We start from the raw sequence: 22,727 nt of genomic DNA on the forward strand, positions 1-22,727 counted from the left end.
ATTTAGTTATTAAAATTTCAATACAAAGTACGTTTACAAATTATATCATGGAAAACAACGCAACAACAATAGAAATGCTTTTTGAAAGAGCAGAGGATTACACTAGAACAACAGTAGAATTGGTGAAGTTAAATGCAGTAGATAAAACTGCTGATGTCTTGTCTTCTTTACTCTCTCGATTAACAGTTTCTGTTGTTTTTGCAATGTTTGCTTTTTTAGTAAATATTGGCCTTTCCTTATGGATTGGTGAATTAGTTGGAAAAGTATATTATGGTTTTTTTATAGTATCGAGTTTTTATTTACTAATTACAATCATTCTTTACATATTTAAAGATGAATGGATTAAAATGCCAATCAGCAATTTTATTATTATTAAAATGCTAAAAAAAAGTTAGTATGGAAAAGATAAACCAAACAGAAATTCTTAAGGAAACTATCTTATTAATGAAAATGAAACAAGCTGAAGAATTAGTTCAACTAAAAGATCAGTATCATTATACCATTGAAAGTTTTAAACCTTTAAATCTTATAAAAAATGCTTTTGGCCTTATTGCAACCTCTCCTGAAATTAAAGGGAACATACTAAATAATATTGTTGGCATGACAACAGGGTACTTAACTAAAAAAGTGTTATTAGGATCAACTCACAATCCCATCAAAAGAATATTAGGAACGATGTTACAATTTGTAATCACTAATGTTGCAACAAAACATTCAGAAGCTTCAAAATTATAACTACGCCTATACTTTTTTTGTTTCGAATTGATATATTCGAATACAATAATTACATAAATCAGATATAAACTATTTATTTGTTCTTTTTTAAATAAGCTCAAAAAGAAAAGATCTAACTAGATCATTTATTATACTTAGAATAATATCTTTAGAAAACTAATTTGAAAGAGCATGGAAAAAAGAATAAAAAAAGAAGCGTTAATAATAGTAAACAGAGAACTTGCTTTTCAAAACTTAGAAAAAGAAAAACGAGCTGCAGAGCTAATTATTGCTAATAATGAACTTGCTTTTCAAAACTTAGAAAAGGAAAAACGTGCTGCTGAATTAATCATAGCCAATAAAGAGCTTGCGTTTCAAAATCAAGAAAAAGAAAAACGTGCCGCTGAATTGATTATTGCCAATGAAGAACTTATTTTTCAAAACTTAGAAAAAGAAAAACGTGCCGCTGAATTGATTATTGCCAATAAAGAACTTGTTTTTCAAAACTTAGAAAAAGAAAAACGTGCCGCTGAATTGATTATTGCTAATAAAGAACTTGTTTTTCAAAACTTAGAAAAAGAAAAACGTGCCGCTGAATTGATTATTGCTAATAAAGAACTTGCATTTCAAAATCAGGAAAAAGAAAAACGTGCTGCAGAATTGATTATTGCTAACAGAGAACTTCTTTTTCAGAACGACGAAAAAGAAAAGCGGTCAGCTGAATTAATTCTTGTGAATCAAGAACTTAAAAAAGCCGAAGAATACCAAATAGAATATATAAAAGGATTGGAGGAAATGATGTTTATGACTTCCCATAAAGTAAGACAACCCATTGCTAATATTTTAGGTTTATCTTATTTGCTACATCAACAATCTGTCAATTCACCCGATGAGTTAGAAGAATCTTTAGATTACATTAAACAATCTGCTTTGAGTCTTGATGCTTTTACAAAAGAACTTACTGAATTCATTTTTAATCTGGGAGAAAAAGGGAAAATTGCATTTAAATAAAAATTTCAGAAAGTACTTTAATAATGCGCAATCTAAAAATTGTGTCAATTAAAACAACTAGGTTCAACTTTTTCATTAAAGTTGGACCTTTTTTTTATGTTTTTTTTATCGAATCCATGAAAGTGTTTTTCTTCAAAAATGTTTCTGCCATAATCTGTTTATGATCATTTTTTTAAACCATTTCTAAATTTAGAAAGATAAAAATTAAATAAAGTAATTGACATGCAACACCTTTAAAATCATAAATACTGATTAACAATTAATCATTTAACATTTTAAATGAGTGAATTTTACAACTTCCATTATTAATTATATAACAGCACTGGCCCTAAACTAAACAATCTTTGTTGTATAAAATACTTAATCCCCTAAATCAATAATGATGAAAACTAAAAATTTACTATTAACGTTTGCAATACTTTTTATTGCATTAATTTCAGGTTGTGCAGAAGACGATTTTATAGAGACCGAAGGCGTATGCCCAGTTGTTCAATCTACCACTCCTGTTAATGGAGCTTTAGCCGTTCCTTTTAGACAAGTGATTTCTGCAACATTCAATGAAGAGATGGATGCAGCAACAATAAATCAATCCACTTTTATCATCACTAAAGCTGATGGTACTAACATTACAGGTACAGTAACATACAGTGGAACTACAGCTTTGTTTACTCCTAGTACTCCTCTTACTCCTAATACTACCTATAGTGCTAGAATTAAGACAGGAGCTAAGGATTTAATGGGTAATGCGCTTCAAGCTGATTATGTTTGGACATTCAGTACTGGAATGCTTATAATTCCAATGGTGAGTAATACAGATCCGCTAAACAATGCCATAAACATTACTCTGAATAAAACAATCACTGCCACTTTTAGTGTACCAATGAATCCTTTGACATTAAATAGTTCAACTTTTACTGTGAAACAAGGAACTAATACGGTTGCAGGAGTAATTACTTATTCTGGTTCAACAGTATCATTTACCCCAACAAATCTGTTAACTGCGAATACTGTTTATACTGTTACTATAACAACTGGAGCTGAAAGTACGGCCGATGCTTCGTTAGCTGCTAATTATGTATGGAATTTCACTACAGCAGCAGCACCTACAGTAACTGTAACAGATCCACTTAATAATGCTATAGGAGTTAATTTAAGTAAAACAGTTACTGCAACATTCAGTGTGCCTATGGACCCTTTGACTATAAATGCAACTACTTTTACTTTGAGACAAGGCACAACAGTAATTCCAGGTGTTGTTACTTACACTGGTGGAAATACAGCTTCGTTTAACCCGGTAAATTCACTTAATCCAGGACTTACTTATACCGCTACCTTAACAACTGGCGCTAAAAGTACTTTAGGTATTCCATTAGCAAATAACTTTGTGTGGAATTTCACTACAGCAAATACAGTTACACCAGGTCCTATAGTTACTAGCGGACTGTTTTTTGGAGTTTTTGGAGGTAATGCCGGAATAACTAACCAAGGATTATTATCTGTAGTAGACGGTACAATAGGTACTACCGCTGCGTCATCTTTAGTGACCGGTTTTACAGATGGAACCAATGGTGATGTTTATATCGTAACCCCATTAAATAACGGAGTTGTAACAGATGGTATCTTTACTGATGCTCCTGCACCCGGAAATACGACAAAAGCAGCAACTGCATTAGCAGGATTGAATGCCGCAAGAGATCTTTATAATAGCATCTCCCCTGCCTCAATGCCAGGTGGTAATGTTAACCCTGGAGCAGGTGAATTAGGTGGATTAACATTAGCTCCTGGTGTATATACTGCATCTAGTTCTTTTAAAATAACCAACGGGAATCTTACCTTAAACGCTAATGGTGATCCAAATGCCAAATGGTACTTTCAGGCTCCTTCTACTTTAACAGTGGGTGATTCAGCGCCAAGTAGCGTTACATTTTTAAATGGCGTAGGTAATCCTAATAATGTATACTGGTATGTTGGTAGTGCAGCAGTTATTAACTACGCAGGTGGTGGAGTTATGGTAGGAAACATCATTGCAAACAATGGTGTGACTTTGTCTTCTCCTGCCAATAGCACAAATCCTTTTTTAACAGTACTAAATGGTAGAGCGATTTCTCTAGTAGCTTCAGTTACCATGGTGAATACAGTTATTAACGTACCTAACTAGGTATTTGATAAAATAAATTTTAGAATCAAACTTTTCATCCCGTCTTAGGACGGGATATATTTAAAATGAATCAAATAAAAAATAACATGGACAATATAAATAATTTCAAAAAAGGATTACGCCTAGCTTGGTCTCCAAATAACTTACCGTTAAAAAGTCTTTTAGTAGTCTCATTGACATGGTTAAGTGCTCAAACGACTGTTCAGGCACAAGAAGTTCAAGTGGTTAAATATGCTAAACCTTCTTGGTACTTCGGTGTTGCTGGTGGAGCCAATTTCAATTTTTACGAAGGTTCTACTAATCAGTTAAATGCAAGCTTTACGCCTCCGGCTACTTTTCATGAAGGAAATGGCACAGGGCTTTTTATTGCACCACTTTTAGAATATCGTCCTGCTACTTCAAGATGGGGAGTTATGTTGCAAGCCGGGTTTGATAGCCGTAAAGGTTCTTTTGACCAAGTGCTTACTGCATGTGACTGTCCTGCTGATTTAAAAACTGATCTTAGTTACATTACTGTAGAACCTAGCGTACGTTTTGCTCCATTTAAATCTAATTTTTACCTTTATGGAGGTCCAAGATTGGCTTTCAATTTGGACAAATCATTTACTTATCAACTGGGTATTAATCCAGCTTTCCCTGATCAAGCTCCTTCCCCTGCAGTAATTGGTGAATTTAGTGAGATTGAGAAAACTATTCTGTCAATGCAAATTGGTGCAGGATATGATATTCCTCTTTCATCTGATAGCAACAAAACACAATTTGTATTGTCTCCTTTTGTTTCTTTCCAACCATATTTTGGTCAAAATCCTCGTGCAACAGAAACTTGGAATATAACTACAATTAGAGCTGGTGTTGCACTTAAATTTGGTCAAGGACAAAATATCCAACAGGCTACAGATATGGTTAAAGACCGTGAGGTTGAGTTTTCCGTAAATTCTCCTAGCAATGTTCCCAGAGAAAGAAGAATGACTGAAGTTTTCCCTCTTAGAAACTATGTTTTCTTTAATGAAGGATCAACAGAGATTCCAAATCGTTATGTTTTATTGACAACAAATCAAGTAAAAGACTTCAAAGAAGATCAATTAGAAACATTTGCTCCTAAAAATTTATCAGATCGTTCTAAACGTCAAATGACTGTTTATTATAATGTGCTGAACATCCTTGGAGATCGTATGCAAAAAAATCCTTCTTCAACAATTACTTTGGTAGGTTCATCAAATAATGACAATACAGATGGTCTTGCTATGGCTGAATCTGTTAAAACCTATTTGGTAAATGTATTTGCAATAAATCCAACTAGAATTACCACTAAAGGCCAAAGTAAACCAAATATCCCATCAGAACAACCAGGTGGAACATTAGAATTAGTTTTACTACGTGAAGGAGATCGTAGAGTTTCTATCGAAAGTAATTCTGCTGATTTGTTGATGGAATTTCAAAGTGGTCCTGATGCGCCATTGAAACCAGTTCAAATTATAGCTTCACAAGAAGCACCTTTAGATAGCTATGTTACTTTCAATAATAAAGGAGCTGGTGAAGCATTATCATCTTGGTCATTGCAAATAACTGACGAGCAAGGAAAAATACAGTCTTTTGGACCTTATACTCAAGATGAGGTTAGCATTCCTGGAAAAGCAATTTTAGGTAGCCGTCCAGAAGGAGATTACAAAGTAAAAATGATTGGCCAGACTAAAAGTGGTAAAATTATAGAAAAGGAAACTCCTGTTCATATGGTACTTTGGACTCCTGCAAAAATGGAAGAAGGTATGAGATATAGTATCATCTATGAATTCAATAACTCTAAAGCAATTTCATTGTATGAAAAATATCTTACTGAGGTAGTTACCCCTAAAATTCCTGTAGGAGCAACCGTAATTATTAAAGGTCATACAGATATTATTGGTGAAGAAGTTTACAATCAAGACTTATCATTGGCTCGTGCAAATGATGTGAAAACTATCCTTCAGAGCAGTTTAGCTAAAGCGGGTAGAAATGATGTTAAATTTGATGTGTCAGGTTATGGTGAAAATGAAAATAATTCTCCGTTTGATAACAAAACTCCCGAAGAACGTTTTTACAATCGTACCGTAATAATTGATATTATTCCTGCCGTTAAATAAGCCAGAATAAAAGAATACCATTTAATAAATTATAAAAGAGGATAGACACTTAACAGTCTATCCTCTTTTTTTTGCCTAAAAATGAGAAAATATATCAGAATGTAATCTAATGATAATCAATCTTTAATTATTCTTAATGGTTTCATATTAAGAGTAATACTTATCAGTTTTTCTATATTCCTTTTTTAAAACCTGAATTTTAACAAAAAATATTATTATTTTTACTATTCACTTTATGCAAATATGAACGCAAACGAAAAAACCCTCATTAAGTTCTATACCGCTTTTGCCAATGCCGATGCTTCAACAATGTGTGAATGCTATCATTCTAAAATTGAGTTTCGCGATCCTGCTTTTGGTTTGTTAAAAGAAAAAGATGTTTGCCAAATGTGGAAAATGCTCATTGAAAAAAGCAAAGGAAATATAAAAATTGAGTTCTCAGATATAAAAGCAGATGAATACGTTGGTTCCGCACAATGGATTGCTACCTATAACTTCAGTAAAACAAATAGAAAAGTAGTAAATGTTATTCAGGCTCAGTTTCAGTTTAAAGATGGATTAATAAAAAAACACACTGATGATTTCGACATCTTGAAATGGTCCAAACAAGCTTTTGGAATTACAGGCTATTTATTAGGCTGGACCGGTTTTTTTCAACAAAAAATACAACAACAAGCACTACTATCATTAAAAAAATACAAAGAAACTAAAAATGCTAATTGAAAGCTTAAAGACACTATTCAACCGAGATTTAAATCAGCTAAAAACGGAAATTGAGTCGTACCAAAATGAAAGTAATATTTGGACTATTCAAAAAGGTATCGCTAATTCAGCCGGAAATCTTTGTTTGCATTTAATTGGAAACTTAAACACTTACATTGGCGCACAGTATGGAAAAACTGGATATATAAGAAACAGACCATTAGAATTTTCGCTGAAAGATATTCCTAGAGTAGAATTGTTATCAAAAATCGAAGAAACTATTGTTGTCGTTGACAATGTGCTTAATAACATCACAGAAGTTGAACTAAAGAAGGAATATCCACTTTTAGTTTTTAAAGACAAAACTTCAACCGAGTTTATGCTCATCCATTTGACCACACACCTAGCCTATCATTTAGGTCAGATTAATTACCACAGGCGATTATTAGGATCTTAAAACATTGTAATAACAAGCAATTTAGTACCTTATTACACGTTTTAAATTTATACTTTCATCGCAAATAAAAGTAAAGAAGAGTAAGAAATAACGGTTATAATACAAATTTGTATGTTAGAATCTTCTAAAACACCGGTTCCTTTTCAATCCAGTAAGAGATTTTCTGTTTTAGAAATTCTTCAGTTTACTGTATTAGCCTCTTTGATTCTATACTTTGGCAAAACATTATTTATTCCGCTAAGCTTTTCGTTACTCATTGGTTTTATTCTATATCCTGTTTGCAAATGGATGGAAACAAAAGGAATCAATAAAGGAATTGCTATTGTTATTTGTATTTTAGGAGTAACACTTTTAGTCGGAGGCATTATCTACTTACTAGTAGCGCAATTTTCAGAATTCCTTCAAGAATGGCAATCTTTGCGATTGAAATTAGCCGAAACAGTAAATCAATTGAGTATTTTTATTTCGGAACGCTTTGACATTAGTCTTGAGAAACAAAATGATTTCATCAACAATACACTCAACAACTCTGGTTCACAAGCTTTTTCAATACTTAGAAACACCGCTTATTCTCTGTCTGAATCTGTCTTTTTTTTATTAATGATTCCTGTTTTCTCTGCATTAATACTTTTCCATCGCCAGATGTTATCGAATGCTTTATATGAACTTTTTCCTCCTGAACGAAAAAATACTATTCATGAAATCCTTATTGAAACCATACATGAATATTACAATTTCATCAAAGGAATGTTGATAGTTTATTTAATAGTTGGATTATTAAACAGCATTGGACTTTGGATAATTGGAGTGCCAAATCCCTTTCTATTTGGTTTTATTGCCTCAATCCTCACTTTTATTCCTTATGTGGGCATCATGATATCCGCTCTTTTGCCCATTGCAGTTTCCTGGATAACATACAATTCTATTTGGTATCCATTAGCCGTTATAGCAGTTTTTTCTATTGTTCAAGTACTCGAAGCATATATTATATTTCCTTTTGCAGTAGGAAGCCGCTTAAAAATAAACACACTCGTCATCATTATTGTAGTAATCGTGGGAGGCATTTTATGGGGTGCTGCAGGAATGATATTATTCATTCCGTTCATCAGTATCGTAAAGTTAATTGCGGACCGTACACCAAGCTTAAAGACGTTATCCGTTTTACTAGGAGATGGCGAACAAAAGAAAACTAGGTAATAATCTATTGTAAAAAGGCAAAATCAAACGTCCAATCCAGCTCTTTTTTGTACCATAATTGTCCTTGTGAAACTTCCAGCGGACAGTCAAAATTATTGGTATAAAGAGCTCCGGTTCCTAATCCCTGAGGCATTAAATTGTGCTGTAAAAATGTCCATTGCGCGATGGCGTTCAGTCCAATATTACTCTCCAAAGCTGAGGTAATCCACCATCCGATTTTATGCTTTTCAGCCAATGAAATCCACTCTTGAGTACCTCGAAAACCACCTACAAAACTTGGCTTCAAAATGATATATTGTGGCTTGATTTTCTCTAATAATTGTTCTTTTTCTGCCAAAGTAAACACACCAATCAATTCTTCATCCAAAGCAATAGGAAAAGGAGTGATTTTACACAGCTCTGCCATCCTGTCAGTATGATTTTTTTGTATCGGTTGCTCTATACTATGTAGTTTAAATTCAGATAATTGAATTAATTTATGTGAAGCCAAAGTTGAATCAAAAGCGCCGTTAGCATCTACTCGAATTTCGACTTGTTCCGGAGTGAAATGTTCCCGAATAAAGCGCAATAATTGCAGTTCTTTATCGAAATCAATCGCTCCTATTTTGAGTTTGATACATGTAAAACCATCTGCTAATTTTTCTTCGATTTGTTGCTTCATAAAAGCCTCCTCGCCCATCCAAACCAAACCGTTTATCAAGATAGACTTTGTGCCATTTGTAAAGTCCGAAGGAAACAACAAAAAAGGAGTTTCACTCACTAAAGATTGGAACGCCATTTCCACTCCAAATTGTATCGAAGGAAACTCTAATAATACTTCCCAAAGTTGGTCTTTTCCCAAGTTAATATTATCGCAAGTCCATTTCAATTTTTCTTCATAATCCGAACGATCATCAATACTCAATCCACGAAGGATTCCGCACTCTCCTATTCCTTTTTTACCGTCCTGTTCCAAGACAATAAACCAAGTTTCTTTTTCGGTCATAACGCCACGGGAAGTCCCTGATGGTCGTTTGAAATCTAAAATGTATTTGTGGTAGGTTGCTTTCAAAAGTTATAAAGTATGAGTTATTTTGAGCTTATGTCTGACGAAATTTTATAAAAACTAGATTTATCTGTCCATCAGCTTCAAGACTCTTTCAAAATCATTGGAAACTATTCCCGCTTTTTTGAAAGCTGCAAAATCTTGTTTTATTTTTTGAGTCCAACTCAAGCTATCCGTTACGTTTTGAGACTGATACTCCTTGTAAATGGCTTTTGCTGAGGCATAATTATCATTCAATAAATAAGCATGCGCCAAATTTAGCTTTATCAGCAACTCCGTATCATCAAGCTTTTCGCCTTCTTTCAGGAATTTAATCGCTTTTCCGTACTGCTTAGTCAGTACATAACAACTTCCTATTGCGTTGTAATCCAAGGCAGTTGCTTTTCCATCATTGATTATCGTTGTAAGTTTCTGAATAGCTTCGCCTTGCTTTCCTTGTTTTGCAAATGCAGCGGCTTGCTTACGCAAATCATCATAAACACTTTTAGAAAGACTGCTTTCGCCAAAACAACTGTTTCCAAAATCCTTGAACGCTTTAGCACGCTCTACAGTCAATAATTTTTGGAATTCCTTATACTTGTACTTGGATTGGATTTTATCGAGGATACAAACGCAAAAATCATCTGAATTCGTCATTTTTTGAGCCAAATTAGAAGTTTTGCATTGATCGATGATTGCTTTTCTGTTTTCAATTGTCCAACCGCGACTAAGTTTATTATCGACCCACGGCACGACTTCCAAGATGATTTTTTGGTTCATGATCCAGTTTTTACTTTCGAAACCAAACCATAAATTTCCTGAATTTGATTGCATACAAGCAGATTTCTCCGATGAAAGTCGTTTAGCATCTTTGCTTACTGGCGTATTTTGAAACAAACAAGCATCATCTATTTTTCCGCTTTCTTTGTATTTTGCAGCTAATTCAGCGCTAGAGAAAACAGCATATTTACATTTATCATCTCCTGAGATTTTAGACAAGATAAACACCGCTCCTGCTGAACCTTGACTGATTCCTGTAGGATCTGGAATAGCTTTTAAAACCGAAACTAAACTGCCCGCCATTTGCTGATTTTTATCCAAAAGTGTTATTCTGTAAACGACTTCGGTGGTACCTTCCGGAAAATCTTGGGTTTTTATGATGATTCTGTCTCTAGCGGAAACCGTTATTTCTTCGGTTGTAGCGCGGGTTTTATCCCAATAGCCGTCTTTTTGAGAGAAAACGGTATTTGCAGTAATTAGCAACAGAAATAAAACGATAAAATTCTTTTTATGCATGATTAACTTGGAATTCTTTAAAATTTAAACACAAAGTTTTAGCAAAGTTGATAAAGTGTTACAGCAACGATTACGCTAGCCCTGATAGCAGCGGTATCCTTTACTTGCTTTTTAAGCAAGTAAAGATACAAGCGAATAGCAGGAGATTGCTTCGAAAAACTCGCAATGACATTACAAGTCTATGGAACTTCCTATTTCCAGCAACATCAAATCTTTTCCTTTATTGAAAAATTTACGAATGGATTCCTCATGGTCGATTTCGATATAACCGAAAGTATCGTAGTGGTAGCCCAGAATTTTATCGCAGTCCAAGAAATCAGAAGCTATGATTGCATCCTCTACATCCATGGTAAAATTATCACCTATCGGCAAAATCGCTAAGTCCAGTTTGGTTCGCATCGGAATGAGTTTCATATCTATTGTCAGCGCTGTATCACCAGCAATATATACGTTTTTATGTTCTCCCTCGATGACAAAACCGCCCGGATTTCCTCCGTAACTGCCGTCAGGAAAAGAACTGGAATGAATGGCATTTACATATTTTAGTTTCCCAAAATCAAAATTCCAACTTCCGCCATGATTCATAGGATGCGATTGAAAGCCTTTTGCACCATAATAACCTGCAATTTCAGCATTGGAAACAATTACTGCATTCGTTCTTTTGGCGATTGCCTCGACATCGAGAATATGGTCCCCGTGAGCGTGCGTCAGCAAAATATAATCTGCTTTTAAAGTGTCAATGTCAATGTGCGCTGCATTTGGATTTGCAGAAATATACGGATCTACTAGAATGTGTTTTCCACCAACTTCAATTCCTAATGATGCGTGGCCGTAAAATGTTATTTTCATCTTTTTAAATTTAAAAATTGAGTGATTTATTATTTGATTATTATTTTATCTTCCTCCTAAAAAAGTATTCACAATTATATCCGAAAAAAAGTAAATCATACCTAACGATAGTAAAACTGAAAGTGCAAAAGTGCTCAATGCCAGTTTTTTTAATTCAGGATCTAATTCTCTAGCGTTTTGATTTTTATAAACGGTAATTAAATGTTTGGTTAAAGGTATATAGGCCAATAAAAACAAGTATTGATCAAAGTGAAAATCATCAATAATTGCAAAAATCAACACCAAAACCATCGCCGTAACAATCAAAATGTAATGGTATATTTTAGCTTTGGCTCCGCCAATTTTTACAACAATCGTGTTTTTATTTGATTTCCTATCGGATGCTTCATCACGCATATTGTTCAAATTCAAAACACCAACACTCAATAATCCGATGGCTATTGCAGGCAAAACCAATTCGAAATCCAATTGTTTGGAGTATAAAAAATTCACACCTAAAGTACTCACCAATCCAAAAAATACAAACACAAATACATCACCAAATCCACGGTAGCCGTACGCCGTATTTCCAACCGTGTAGCGAATTGCAGAAACAATAGAAAGAATCCCCAATACTAAATAGAACAAGGAATACCATAAATTTGTATCTCTAAACGCATAATAAATCAATAACATCGCCGAAAGCAACGTCAAGGCTGATGTAATTATAATAGCGCGTTTCATGGCTTGCGGAGTAATCACGCCGCTTTGTATCGCGCGTTTTGGACCTATACGATCCTCATTATCCGTTCCTTTCATGCCGTCACCGTAATCATTAGCAAAATTGGACAGTATTTGCAATCCTAATGTTGTTAAAATGGCAAAGCCAAACAATCGCCAATTAAAGACCTCGGTTGGCGTTAATATACTATCTGTTGGGTGCGCCAAAGCATACATACTCCCAACTATTATTCCAGAAACCGATAAGGGTAAGGTTCGTAATCGTGCGGCTTCAATCCAATGTTTCATATTTTTTTATTTAAAAATTTGCAGTTTAAAACTTAAGATTTGTTGAGCAAACAACTTTAAACCTTACACTTTAAACCATTTTGTTACATCCAATTACTATCGGAAGTTTCTATTTCGTACAACCAAAGATTGACTTGTTGTTTTACTATTGAATAATTCGCTAACTGAAAAGCAATATTCCCTCCTGCAGTATGCAATATTATGGAACCTATATTTAACTTTTTATGCCAGAAAAGCTGCGATGTTGTAATCGCTTGTATTTTACTGGGCTCAATAACATCATTACTGATATCCCAAGCACCACTTTGTTTTATTATAAAATTCTCGTGGATAAACAATCGGCTATTTTTGAATTTAAAATACTGGATTAATCCAATAAAAATAACGTAAATGGGCACCACATAATTATATTCAAAAAGTATAGGTTCAATCCAATACCCAACCGCCATAAATCCAAACAAAGGTAATCCTATTGAAAGAAAAACAGAAAAAATAAGTTTACGAAAATTAGGCTGCAGCATCAATCCTTTTTCAGGAATTTGATGAAATAACAACTTCAAAATCGCATCTCGTTCAGTCTCGCTACATCCAGGAATTTCTATTACGGACTTGCTTTCTTCTTTTTCACCGCTAGTCGCTTGTTTGATTTTCAGTTCTAAAATTCCCATTTTCTTTTGGAAATAATTCCTTTTAACAGTCGTAATCTGAACTTTTTCAGGCTTAATGATGGTACTTTTAGTATTCAACAAACCAAAAGACAACAACAAAGATCCTTTTTGTCGGGCAATGCTATAATCATAATATTTGAAAACAATACGGATTACATTCACAACCAAAACCACTCCAAACAATAATACTATAGATGTTAAAATAGTTTGCAATACTAGATTTTTATCGATATACGAGCCTACTTTTTCTTTATAAACATTGCTTTCGTCTCCAAAATTTTGAAAATTCTCATATATCGTACTAAAGAAAATCAACAATAAAGCAATACTTCTGCCATAATTAGACGTAATTCCAACTTTCAGCAAACTCAAAAAACTGATTTTAATAAAAGGATGTGCAACTTCAAATAGTTTTTGCTCGGCTTCCTCCAATGAAGTTGTTTCAGTTTCAATTGTAGTCTTTAGTTCTTCATTTTCCAACAAACGGGATTTCAACTCCAAAGCCAATTCATGTGAAATCGCTTTGATAGCACCTTCTTTTTTATTGCTTCCGGCAGTATCTACATCCAATTCATAAACCCCAACTAACCTTTGAATAAAAGACTGATTGATATTTACTTGTTGGATTTTACGCAGTTGAATCGCAGTTTTGGTTTTATTAAAAACGCCCTCTGTAATGATAAATTCTTCATTTTCGGCATCCAAAAAGAAAGTAAAATTCAGGTATTTCAAATAGGAAACAACCCCAATACTTACAAAAATGGTAAGCATTCCAAGGAAAAAATACAATTTATTAACCTCGTCAAACTTGAAAATCCAAATCACAATCATAGGCCACAACGCTCTGGCGTATTGCTGAAGCGTGTAAAAAAACATTACCAAAATCCCTATTGAAGATTGCCTCTGTGGCTGACTAAAATCGGCTCTCATTACAATTGCTTTTGTATTTTGCCCATCAACAATTGTTTGATATTTTCAGCTTGTTCTTTTTCGATTCCCGGAATTTCAATATCACTGGAACTTCCGCCGGCTGTAAAAATTTCAATTTTGGCCAGACCAAAAAAACGTGAAATTAATCCTTCATGCAAAGCCACATGTTGCACTCTATTATAAGGAATTACAATCGTATTTGTAGCAATAATTCCGTACCTAAAAAGCACATCGTGTTCTCGAAAAGCAAATCCTTTTTTCTTGAATCCAATAATAGAAAATACTACCAACAAAATCGAAAATACAGGAATAATAGCGCCTATAATCAACCATACTCTTCCTGAAAATAATTCGGGTTTAAACATGGAAAACAATATTGGAACAAGAATAAGTATGCCAATAAATAACGCCAAATTAATCAATAACACCCAAATGTAGTTAGGATGCAAATTCGTAAAAGTGACTTCTTCAAATTTTGGAAGTTGGCGCGTATCAATCGTTTCGTTTGTGAAATTCTCCATTTTTTATTTTGTTTCATGTTTAAAGTTAAACGTTTCAAGTTCTATACTTGAAACGTTTAACTTTAAACTTTTTATGGCAACCATTTTTTTTCAAAATTCGGTTTTCTTTTCTCAAGGAATGCGTTTCTTCCTTCTTTAGCTTCTTCGGTCATATACGCAAGTCTTGTTGCTTCACCGGCAAAAACCTGTTGTCCTACCATTCCATCATCAGTAAGATTCATCGCAAATTTTAGCATTTTAATCGCCATTGGAGATTTTTGCAAAATTTCCTGAGCCCATTCGTAAGCTGTATCTTCTAATTCAGCATGCGGAATCACAGCATTCACCATTCCCATATCCAGTGCATCCTGAGCGGAATAATTGCGTCCCAAGAAGAAAATCTCGCGTGCTTTTTTCTGTCCAACCATTTTAGCCAAATAAGCCGAACCGTATCCACCGTCAAAACTCGTTACATCGGCATCCGTTTGTTTGAAAATAGCGTGTTCTTTACTCGCCAAAGTCAAATCGCACACCACATGCAAACTGTGTCCTCCACCTACAGCCCAACCTGGAACCACAGCGATAACTACTTTTGGCATGAATCGGATTAAACGTTGTACTTCTAAAATGTTCAAACGATGCTGTCCATCATCGCCCACATATCCTTGATGCCCGCGTGCGTTTTGATCGCCACCGCTACAAAAAGAATACACGCCATCTTTAGAAGAAGGCCCCTCGGCAGACAATAAAACTACTCCTATTGACGTATCTTCCTGCGCATCGTAAAAGGCATTAAACAATTCAGCAGTCGTTTTAGGACGGAAAGCATTGCGCACATCCGGTCTGTTAAAAGCAATTCTGGCAACGCCATTGCATTTCTTATAAGTGATATCTTCGTATTCTTTAGCAGTGATCCAATCCATTACAATTGATTTAAATTATTTTAGTGTAAAAATAAATCATTTTTTACATTTTATCTATTCTATTTAGACAAGCTTATGGTAATCCTTCTCTGATTAAAGGCTTTAAAACGTTAAAAAACAATAAAAATTGAGCCCTTTAACAGTCGCCAATTCAAATTATTTATAACTTTATAATAAGCTAATCAGATGAATACAAATTCTTTATCTTGATTAATTATTGATTCTTCACTGATTTATTAACCTAAAAAAAGAATGTATTGAATGCAATTAAAAATGTTGTCGCTCCTTTTTCTACGGTAATAACTTATAAAAATATTTTCAAAGCCCCGACAAAAGAGCTAATGATACTAGCATTTGCCCCAGCAGTAAAAAATAAAAAGTAACACCTACGGTTAAATTAAAGATTTATTTTTCTTGTCCTTGCAAAAGTGAGACATTAATAAACAATTGTTTTAGAAAATTATCTTCCAATATATAGAAAACCAACGGCCTTATTGTGAAATTTTTTCTTAACTCGTAAGCAAGTGATTGTACATTTAAAGACAAACTATTCTTTAAAGTAATTTACGCTTAAGTTAATATTTTTAAAATAGTATAGAGCATACTATTGTTCATATAGGTGGATAAATATACTTTAAACTTCAAATTTATTTTAGTGCTACAGAATTTAATATTCTAAAACAGCATTAAAAAGAGAAAGACTAACCGTTACGATTAGTCTTTCTTTTTTTTTATTCCTTAACCAAGTAAATTCCGTCTTCCTTGATTTCTATTAATTTCTCTCGGTATAAAGCGCCAATCGCTTTCTTGAAGGTTTTCTTACTCATCTTCAAAACCGTTTTAATATCTTCCGGATGTGAATTATCAGTCAAACGCAAGAAACCTCTGCTGGCTCTTAACTCGTCTAGAATTTTCTCCGCATTCGGCTCGATACTTTGATAGCCTTGAACTTGCAGTGCCACATCAATTTTATTATCAGGACGAATTGTTTTTATAAAACCTCGCATGCGGTCTCCCGTTCGAATCGCATCATCATACACTTCATCTTTGTACATCAAACCTTTGTACTTTTCGTTAATGATAACATTAATTCCTAATTCAGTAATATGGGAAACTATTAAATCGACTTCTTCCCCTTTTTCAACCGTTAGATGATCATTTTTTAAAAACTGATTCAATTTACTGGAAGCGACTAAACGATTGGTTTTTTCATCCATATAAAGGTAAACCAAGTAGCGTTTCCCTTTTTCCATAGGACGTGCCTGCTCTTTAAACGGAACCAAAATATCTTTTTCCATTCCCCAATCCATAAAAGCACCAATTTGATTGGTATAATTCACACGCAAAAGTGCAAATTCATTCAATAATATATAAGGCTCTAATGTCGTGGCAACGGGTCTTTCTTCGTGGTCTAGATATACAAAAACAATTAACTCCTCGCCTATTTCAAATTCGTTTGGCACGTATTTGTTAGGCAACAGAATGTCATGAATTCCTTCAGGATCTTTTTCTGGATTTCCCAGAAACAAACCCACTTTGGTATCGCGTAGTATAGTAAGCGTATTGTATTTTCCTATTTCAATCATTTTCTTTCAATTTCTAAAGCGCAAAGGTACGAAGTTTGAAAATAGTAAATTAAGAAACTGTCCACAAAAAAACAAAACCAGAATCCGACGATTATTTTCTTTTTTAGGAGCATAAATTTACGTTGTTTCATCATGAGTTGTCCCGCTGTCCGCAGTATCCACGCCCAAAAGCGTGGGATACTTACTTCCATCGGGGCTAGATTAGGACGTTTTGTTTTTCAAAATTTTGAATAGTACAAGAGTAAACAAATCTTAAAACTCAATTTCACTTATACTTTGTTTTTCTTTTTTTTACTAACTTTGAGAAAACTAAAAAAACCTATTAATGAAACCAACCTCAATTCTCTGTTTGTTCTTACTACTATTCATTTCTCATACCAATTACGCACAAACCACAGTCGATGACCCCGAAATAAAAAAAATGGTTGCCGAAGTAAAATCGGAAAACATGGAAGCTACAGTTCGTAAACTCGTGTCTTTTGGAACCCGACATACATTAAGTGACACAAAAAGCAACACCCGAGGAATTGGCGCAGCGCAACGCTGGGTAAAATCCGAATTTGATAAATATGCAGTGGCATCTGGCGGAAGACTGACTTCAGTTATTGATTTTTTTACAATCAAAGCCGATGGAAGACGTATTGCCACTGACAGCCAACTGGGTAATGTGATGGCAACCTTAAAAGGAACTGATCCTTCAGATGATCGTGTAATGATTATAAGCGGCCATTTAGATTCCCGTGCTTCAGATGTTATGGATGCTAAATCAGATGCACCAGGTGCAAATGATGATGCTTCCGGAGTTGCAGCGATGATGGAACTTGCCCGAATTATGAGCCAAAGAGAATTTCCTTTTACCTTAATTTTTGTCGCTGTTGTAGGTGAAGAGCAAGGATTGTACGGAGCCAAACATTTAGCGGATGTTGCCAAAGATGGAAAATGGAATGTAATTGCGATGATCAATAATGACATGATTGGAAACAGTTTATCCAGCGGTACTTTATTGCGTGATAATACTAAAGTTCGCGTTTTCAGTGAAACAATTCCATTTTTAGAAACGGAAGCGGAGTCAAAAATGCGTAAATCGACCAATCGTGATAATGACAGTCCATCGAGACAATTAGCCCGATATATCAAAACGGTTACCAATCAATATGTAGAGCAACTTGATATTAATTTAGTGTATCGCATTGACCGTTTCTTGCGTGGAGGCGATCACACTCCTTTCAGTCAAAATGGATTTACAGCGATTCGTTTTTGTGAAATGAACGAAAACTATGATCACCAACACCAAAATGTACGTAAGGAAAATAACATCCAGTACGGCGATCTTGCTGAGTTTATGGACTTTGAATACATGAAGAAAGTAACGTGTTCTAACTTGGCTACGTTCAGCAATTTGGCTTGGTCACCTAAAGCACCTACAAACGTAGGAATTGAAGTAAAGGACTTGACTAATTTCTCTACTTTAGTTTGGACCGCTCCAGAAGGAAAGTCGGTTTATGGTTATAACATTCTTATCAGAGAAACATCCTCGCAACATTGGGAAAAAACAATTTTTGTAAAAGATACAAAAGCTGAAATCCCCTATTCTAAAGATAATTTTTTCTTTGCTGTTCAAGCTGTAGATGCATTAGGACATTCTAGTTTACCGGTTTTCCCATTACCAATTCGTTAAATTTTAGAAAACTTTAAGCCATTCAGCCCTTTAGAAAATTAAGTCTTAATTACTGAATTCTATTTTCTGAATGGTTCAATAAAACATTAAACAAAAAAGCGTTTGCTTTAGGCAAACGCTTTTTTTATGGGTACCATTTACAAATTAAGTATTAATTGTAAACACTTTCTTTTTTGAAGTGAACAGCCAGTAAATAATAAATTACCACTCTGTATTTATTCCTGTTAGAACGACCGTATTTTTCCATAATGGCATCTATTGCAGCATCTAATTCCGGTCCGTCACTAAGTCCTAATTTCTTGATTAAGAAATTGTTTTTTACCGTATCTAATTCGGATTGCTGACTTCCGGCTACCGTTGCTGAATCAGCATTATAAATTGACGGTCCACAACCAATAGTTACTTTTGTCAACAAATCCATATCTGGATTTACACCACATTTGTCTTTTAAATCAGCGGCGTACTTTACAATTAATTCTTCTCTTGCACTCATAAATTAAGGTTTTGTTATTGATTAATAGGTTTTTATATAACCAAATTTAAACATTAATTCATCTCATTTTACGAATTAGAAAAAAATATTAGGCTAATTCTTTAAAATATTGCAGTAAAATGCTGTCATTTTTTAAAGTGGGCGTGAAAACTTCCAAAATACTTGGTTTTTCATTTTGAGCATACAAATCGGACAAACTTCTAGATAAACTCGCTTCGTCGCTGGCAATACTATATTCAAAGCCATACATTTTAGCTAAATGTTCCGCAGTTAAACAATGAGAAGTTTCAAAAAATGTATTAAAAACAGGGCTTTCTTCATGTCCTGGTAAAATCCTGAAAATTCCGCCACCACCATTATTGATTAAAATAATTTTGAAATTTTTAGGGATATAATTGTTCCACAACGCATTACTGTCATATAAAAACCCAATATCTCCTGTTATAAAAACAGTTTGTTTATTATCTCGTCCTAAAGACGAGACAGCCGCACCAATTGCCGTAGAAGTGCTTCCATCGATTCCACTGGTACCGCGATTGCAATACACTTCAATGGAAGGATCAATATCTATTAATTGCGCATATCGAATCGCTGAACTATTGCTGATTTGCAATTGACTGTTGATGGGCAAACACAGCATCACTTTTTCAAAAACTTTAAAATCCGAAAAAGGAATTTTGTCTAAATAAATATCACTTTTTAGCTTTCGCAATGCTTTCACAGCGTCTAATTGCTCGAAATAATTACTTTCTATTGCGTGTGTAATTGGCAAGAAAGTGTCAAAAAATACATTTGGGTCAACTTCAAAATGTTTAGTCAAAGCGCCAAACGTATCATACGCTCTCCAAGAATCAATATGCCAATGGTGTTTTGGTTTGTATTTTCTTAAAAAAGCCTTGATTCGTTTTGAAACGACCATTCCACCAAAAGTGACTAAAATTTCCGGACGAAAATTTTCAAAATCTTCATTCGTAAAAGGTGTAATTATCGTGTCAATATTATTGATAAAAGTATCATGATGCAAGTTAGAAGTCGTTTCGGTCAACACTACAACCGACTTGTCTTTGGCGAAAGCCTCAATTATTTTTTCGTTGATGGCATTCGGTTCATTCACACCAACCAGAATCATTTTTTTAGTGGAATTGTTCCAAATCGTTGCATATTCTGAAACATCTTCAACGGAAATCGTCTGAGTAGCATTTGCGAAAGCGATAGTATTTACTTTGATTGAAAGTTCCGAAACAGTTTCGTACAAAGGTTCTTCAAAAGGAGCATTGATGTGAACGGGACCTTTTTGAGTAATAGCCGTATTAATCGCCTCGTTGATTTTTAAATCATTTTCGATTGAAACATCCTCATGCAAATTAGCATTGTACAGCGAATGGTTTTCGAATACATTTTCCTGTCGGATGGTTTGTCCGTCGCCAATATCAATTTTACTTTGCGGTCTGTCTGCCGAAATCACAATCATAGGAATCTGGCTGTAAAATGCTTCTGCATAAGCTGGGTAATAATTCAATAATGCAGAACCGGAAGTACACACCAAAACCACTGGCTGCTTGGTTTTCTGTGCTATTCCCAATGCAAAAAAAGCGGCCGAACGCTCATCAGCAATGCTGTAACATTGAAAGGCGGGATTGTTTACAAAACCAATTGTAAGCGGGGCATTTCTAGAACCCGGAGAAATAATTATGGTGGTGATTCCTTTGGCCAAACAAATTTCAATAATGCTTTGTGCTAAAGGTATTTTGGGGTAAATCATTGTTTTAGTTTCAAAGAAACAAAGATACAAAGATGTAAAGGTTTTTCTCTAATCTTAAATAGTTTTCTTAAATTTGAAAGAAAATAAATTCTATATGGAAATCAAAATAAGACCGGCTGTTTTTAGCGACTTAGATACAATATTAGAAATCATCAATCACCAAATACTGAATAGCACTTCGATTTATGATTATGAGCCACGTGATTTTGAAACCCATAAATTGTGGTTTGAAGACAAAATGTCCCATGACTTACCTGTTATTGTTGCTGAAACTGAAAATGGAACGATTGGATACGCTACTTATGGCTCTTTTCGTTATAAAATAGGCTATCGTTTTACAGTAGAACATTCTGTTTATGTTGCGGAAGAATTTTTAGGGAAAGGAGTTGGAAAATTATTGTTGGCTGAACTTATCCAATTGGCAAAAAAACAAAAATACCACACTATGATTGGTGTTATTGACTCCGAGAACAAAGGCAGCATTGCTTTTCATCAAAAGTATGGTTTTGAAACCGTTGGCGTTATTAAAGAATCAGGCTATAAATTTGATCGTTGGTTGAGTTCCGTTTTTATGCAATTGATTTTAGAATAATTGAATTTGTACAAGAATAAAATTCATTTTCTCAACATGTTCAAGTATAAAAACTGTCTGACTTGAGACTTTATAGTATATTTGCACAACTAAAAATTTCATGGATTATACCTTACTATCATCGCCTTTACAGGGATTTACCGACTTTCGTTTTAGAAATGCCCAAAACAAATTATTTGGAGGAATTGACACTTTTTACTCACCTTACATTCGCTTAAACGGAAAAATGGTTATCAAACCGTCTTACGAACGTGACCTGCTTCCGGAGAACAATCTTGATTTAGAGGTAATTCCACAAGTGATAACAAACGATGCCGATGAATTTTTATTTGTAGCAAAATATGTTCGGGAATTGGGGTATAAAGAGTTAAACTGGAATTTAGGCTGTCCTTATCCTATGGTGACCAAGTCTGGCATGGGTTCCGGCTTAATAAGTAATCCCGAAAAAATCAATAATATCCTCCACAGAGCCCATACTGAATCTGACATTATAGTGTCTATGAAAATGCGTTTAGGATATGAAAACAGCGAAGAAATTCTAGATGTTTTACCTATTTTAGATACCTATCCTATTAAGAATATTGCGATTCATGCGCGTATTGGGAAACAACTGTACAAAGGTGGTGTAAACTTAGATGCGTTTCAGTTATGTGTAGATAATACCAAACATAAATTGTATTACAATGGTGATATAACCACCGTTGCTAAATTTCATGAAATGCAGCAACGCTTTCCAACTATTGATCATTGGATGATTGGCCGAGGATTAATTTCGGATCCATTTTTACCCAGTATGATAAAAAACAATACTTCAGAATATCCTACCAACAAAATAGAATTGTTCACCACGTTTCATGATACTTTGTATGCTATTTATAGCGAATCTCTTTCTGGTTCAACCCATATTTTATTGAAGATGTACCATTTATGGGAATACTTTTCTGCTACGTTTTCAAATCCGCATAAGGTTTTAAAGAAAATAAAAAAAGCCCAAAGCATTCGAAATTATGAAGCTGCTGTAGCTGAAATTTTCAAAAACGAAAAATTCTAGCGGAAAAA

Annotated in this window: 22 protein-coding genes; 12 read left to right on the forward strand and 10 right to left on the reverse strand. The window is 34.3% G+C overall.

Features of this window, described 5'->3' with window-relative positions:
• Positions 1–47: 47 nt before the first annotated feature.
• The 8 genes from ACNQF8_RS12845 to ACNQF8_RS12880 all read left to right on the forward strand — a co-directional run bounded on the left by ACNQF8_RS12845 (position 48) and on the right by ACNQF8_RS12880 (position 8,359).
• Entirely contained in the window at positions 48–395 is a 348-nt protein-coding gene (locus tag ACNQF8_RS12845; RefSeq protein WP_315207633.1) for a hypothetical protein, read from the forward strand.
• Between the two features lies 1 nt (position 396).
• The gene (locus tag ACNQF8_RS12850) at positions 397–735 is read left to right on the forward strand and encodes a hypothetical protein (protein WP_417953692.1); all 339 of its coding nucleotides are present in this window, start codon (positions 397–399) and stop codon (positions 733–735) included.
• 171 nt (positions 736–906) lie between these two features.
• The gene (locus tag ACNQF8_RS12855) at positions 907–1,725 is read left to right on the forward strand and encodes a histidine kinase (RefSeq protein ID WP_417953693.1); all 819 of its coding nucleotides are present in this window, start codon (positions 907–909) and stop codon (positions 1,723–1,725) included.
• A gap of 382 nt (positions 1,726–2,107) precedes the next feature.
• Entirely contained in the window at positions 2,108–3,883 is a 1,776-nt protein-coding gene (locus tag ACNQF8_RS12860) for an Ig-like domain-containing protein (protein WP_417953694.1), read from the forward strand.
• A gap of 65 nt (positions 3,884–3,948) precedes the next feature.
• Positions 3,949–6,003: an OmpA family protein gene (locus ACNQF8_RS12865; RefSeq protein WP_417953695.1), complete on the forward strand. Its 2,055-nt coding sequence runs from the start codon at positions 3,949–3,951 to the stop codon at positions 6,001–6,003.
• 243 nt (positions 6,004–6,246) lie between these two features.
• Positions 6,247–6,726: a nuclear transport factor 2 family protein gene (locus ACNQF8_RS12870; RefSeq protein WP_417951583.1), complete on the forward strand. Its 480-nt coding sequence runs from the start codon at positions 6,247–6,249 to the stop codon at positions 6,724–6,726.
• Entirely contained in the window at positions 6,716–7,162 is a 447-nt protein-coding gene (locus ACNQF8_RS12875) for a DUF1572 family protein (protein ID WP_417951582.1), read from the forward strand. Before ACNQF8_RS12870 ends, ACNQF8_RS12875 begins: the two co-directional genes overlap by 11 nt.
• Before the next feature lie 111 nt (positions 7,163–7,273).
• Positions 7,274–8,359 carry an AI-2E family transporter gene (locus ACNQF8_RS12880; protein WP_417953696.1) on the forward strand — a complete coding sequence of 362 codons (1,086 nt, stop codon included), beginning with the start codon at positions 7,274–7,276 and terminating at the stop codon, positions 8,357–8,359.
• A gap of 4 nt (positions 8,360–8,363) precedes the next feature.
• On the opposite strand, the gene ACNQF8_RS12885 is transcribed toward ACNQF8_RS12880, so the two are convergent.
• The 7 genes from ACNQF8_RS12885 to ACNQF8_RS12915 form a co-directional block, all read right to left on the reverse strand.
• Complete coding sequence (locus tag ACNQF8_RS12885; protein ID WP_417951580.1) at positions 8,364–9,410, reverse strand: o-succinylbenzoate synthase; 1,047 nt, start codon at positions 9,408–9,410, stop codon at positions 8,364–8,366.
• Between the two features lie 60 nt (positions 9,411–9,470).
• Complete coding sequence (locus ACNQF8_RS12890; RefSeq protein ID WP_417951579.1) at positions 9,471–10,679, reverse strand: tetratricopeptide repeat protein; 1,209 nt, start codon at positions 10,677–10,679, stop codon at positions 9,471–9,473.
• Between the two features lie 171 nt (positions 10,680–10,850).
• Positions 10,851–11,528 carry a metal-dependent hydrolase gene (locus tag ACNQF8_RS12895; RefSeq protein WP_417951578.1) on the reverse strand — a complete coding sequence of 226 codons (678 nt, stop codon included), beginning with the start codon at positions 11,526–11,528 and terminating at the stop codon, positions 10,851–10,853.
• A gap of 45 nt (positions 11,529–11,573) precedes the next feature.
• Positions 11,574–12,536 (reverse strand): 1,4-dihydroxy-2-naphthoate octaprenyltransferase, encoded by a 963-nt coding sequence (gene menA, locus ACNQF8_RS12900; RefSeq protein ID WP_417953697.1) that lies wholly within the window; start codon positions 12,534–12,536, stop codon positions 11,574–11,576.
• 83 nt (positions 12,537–12,619) lie between these two features.
• Positions 12,620–14,134, reverse strand: a complete 1,515-nt coding sequence (locus ACNQF8_RS12905) for a PH domain-containing protein (RefSeq protein WP_417953698.1) — start codon at positions 14,132–14,134, stop codon at positions 12,620–12,622.
• Positions 14,134–14,655, reverse strand: coding sequence for a PH domain-containing protein (locus ACNQF8_RS12910; RefSeq protein ID WP_417951575.1), 522 nt, complete (start codon positions 14,653–14,655; stop codon positions 14,134–14,136). Before ACNQF8_RS12910 ends, ACNQF8_RS12905 begins: the two co-directional genes overlap by 1 nt.
• Before the next feature lie 71 nt (positions 14,656–14,726).
• On the reverse strand, positions 14,727–15,557 hold the full coding sequence (locus tag ACNQF8_RS12915; protein ID WP_417951574.1) for a 1,4-dihydroxy-2-naphthoyl-CoA synthase: 831 nt from the start codon (positions 15,555–15,557) through the stop codon (positions 14,727–14,729).
• Positions 15,558–15,814: 257 nt separating this feature from the next.
• Here ACNQF8_RS12915 and ACNQF8_RS12920 point away from each other — a divergent pair, with 257 nt between their 5' ends.
• On the forward strand, positions 15,815–15,940 hold the full coding sequence (locus ACNQF8_RS12920; RefSeq protein ID WP_315207664.1) for a hypothetical protein: 126 nt from the start codon (positions 15,815–15,817) through the stop codon (positions 15,938–15,940).
• 348 nt (positions 15,941–16,288) lie between these two features.
• Here the strand turns inward: ACNQF8_RS12920 and ACNQF8_RS12925 are convergent, their stop codons facing one another.
• Positions 16,289–17,143: a CvfB family protein gene (locus ACNQF8_RS12925; protein ID WP_417951572.1), complete on the reverse strand. Its 855-nt coding sequence runs from the start codon at positions 17,141–17,143 to the stop codon at positions 16,289–16,291.
• A gap of 325 nt (positions 17,144–17,468) precedes the next feature.
• Here ACNQF8_RS12925 and ACNQF8_RS12930 point away from each other — a divergent pair, with 325 nt between their 5' ends.
• Entirely contained in the window at positions 17,469–18,821 is a 1,353-nt protein-coding gene (locus ACNQF8_RS12930; protein ID WP_417953699.1) for a M28 family metallopeptidase, read from the forward strand.
• Between the two features lie 151 nt (positions 18,822–18,972).
• On the opposite strand, the gene ACNQF8_RS12935 is transcribed toward ACNQF8_RS12930, so the two are convergent.
• Together ACNQF8_RS12935 and menD are read right to left on the reverse strand one after the other, a co-directional pair.
• Positions 18,973–19,314: a DUF2853 family protein gene (locus ACNQF8_RS12935; RefSeq protein ID WP_417951570.1), complete on the reverse strand. Its 342-nt coding sequence runs from the start codon at positions 19,312–19,314 to the stop codon at positions 18,973–18,975.
• 88 nt (positions 19,315–19,402) lie between these two features.
• The gene (menD, locus tag ACNQF8_RS12940; protein ID WP_417953700.1) at positions 19,403–21,076 is read right to left on the reverse strand and encodes a 2-succinyl-5-enolpyruvyl-6-hydroxy-3-cyclohexene-1-carboxylic-acid synthase; all 1,674 of its coding nucleotides are present in this window, start codon (positions 21,074–21,076) and stop codon (positions 19,403–19,405) included.
• Positions 21,077–21,170: 94 nt separating this feature from the next.
• Between menD and ACNQF8_RS12945 the strand changes: the two genes are divergently transcribed.
• Both ACNQF8_RS12945 and ACNQF8_RS12950 read left to right on the forward strand, forming a co-directional pair.
• Positions 21,171–21,668 carry a GNAT family N-acetyltransferase gene (locus tag ACNQF8_RS12945; protein ID WP_417951568.1) on the forward strand — a complete coding sequence of 166 codons (498 nt, stop codon included), beginning with the start codon at positions 21,171–21,173 and terminating at the stop codon, positions 21,666–21,668.
• A gap of 100 nt (positions 21,669–21,768) precedes the next feature.
• Complete coding sequence (locus tag ACNQF8_RS12950; RefSeq protein ID WP_417951567.1) at positions 21,769–22,719, forward strand: tRNA dihydrouridine synthase; 951 nt, start codon at positions 21,769–21,771, stop codon at positions 22,717–22,719.
• The last annotated feature ends 8 nt before the right edge of the window (positions 22,720–22,727 follow it).

The sequence above is a fragment of the Flavobacterium labens genome, from assembly GCF_048286755.1.
Classification (GTDB): Bacteria; Bacteroidota; Bacteroidia; order Flavobacteriales; family Flavobacteriaceae; genus Flavobacterium.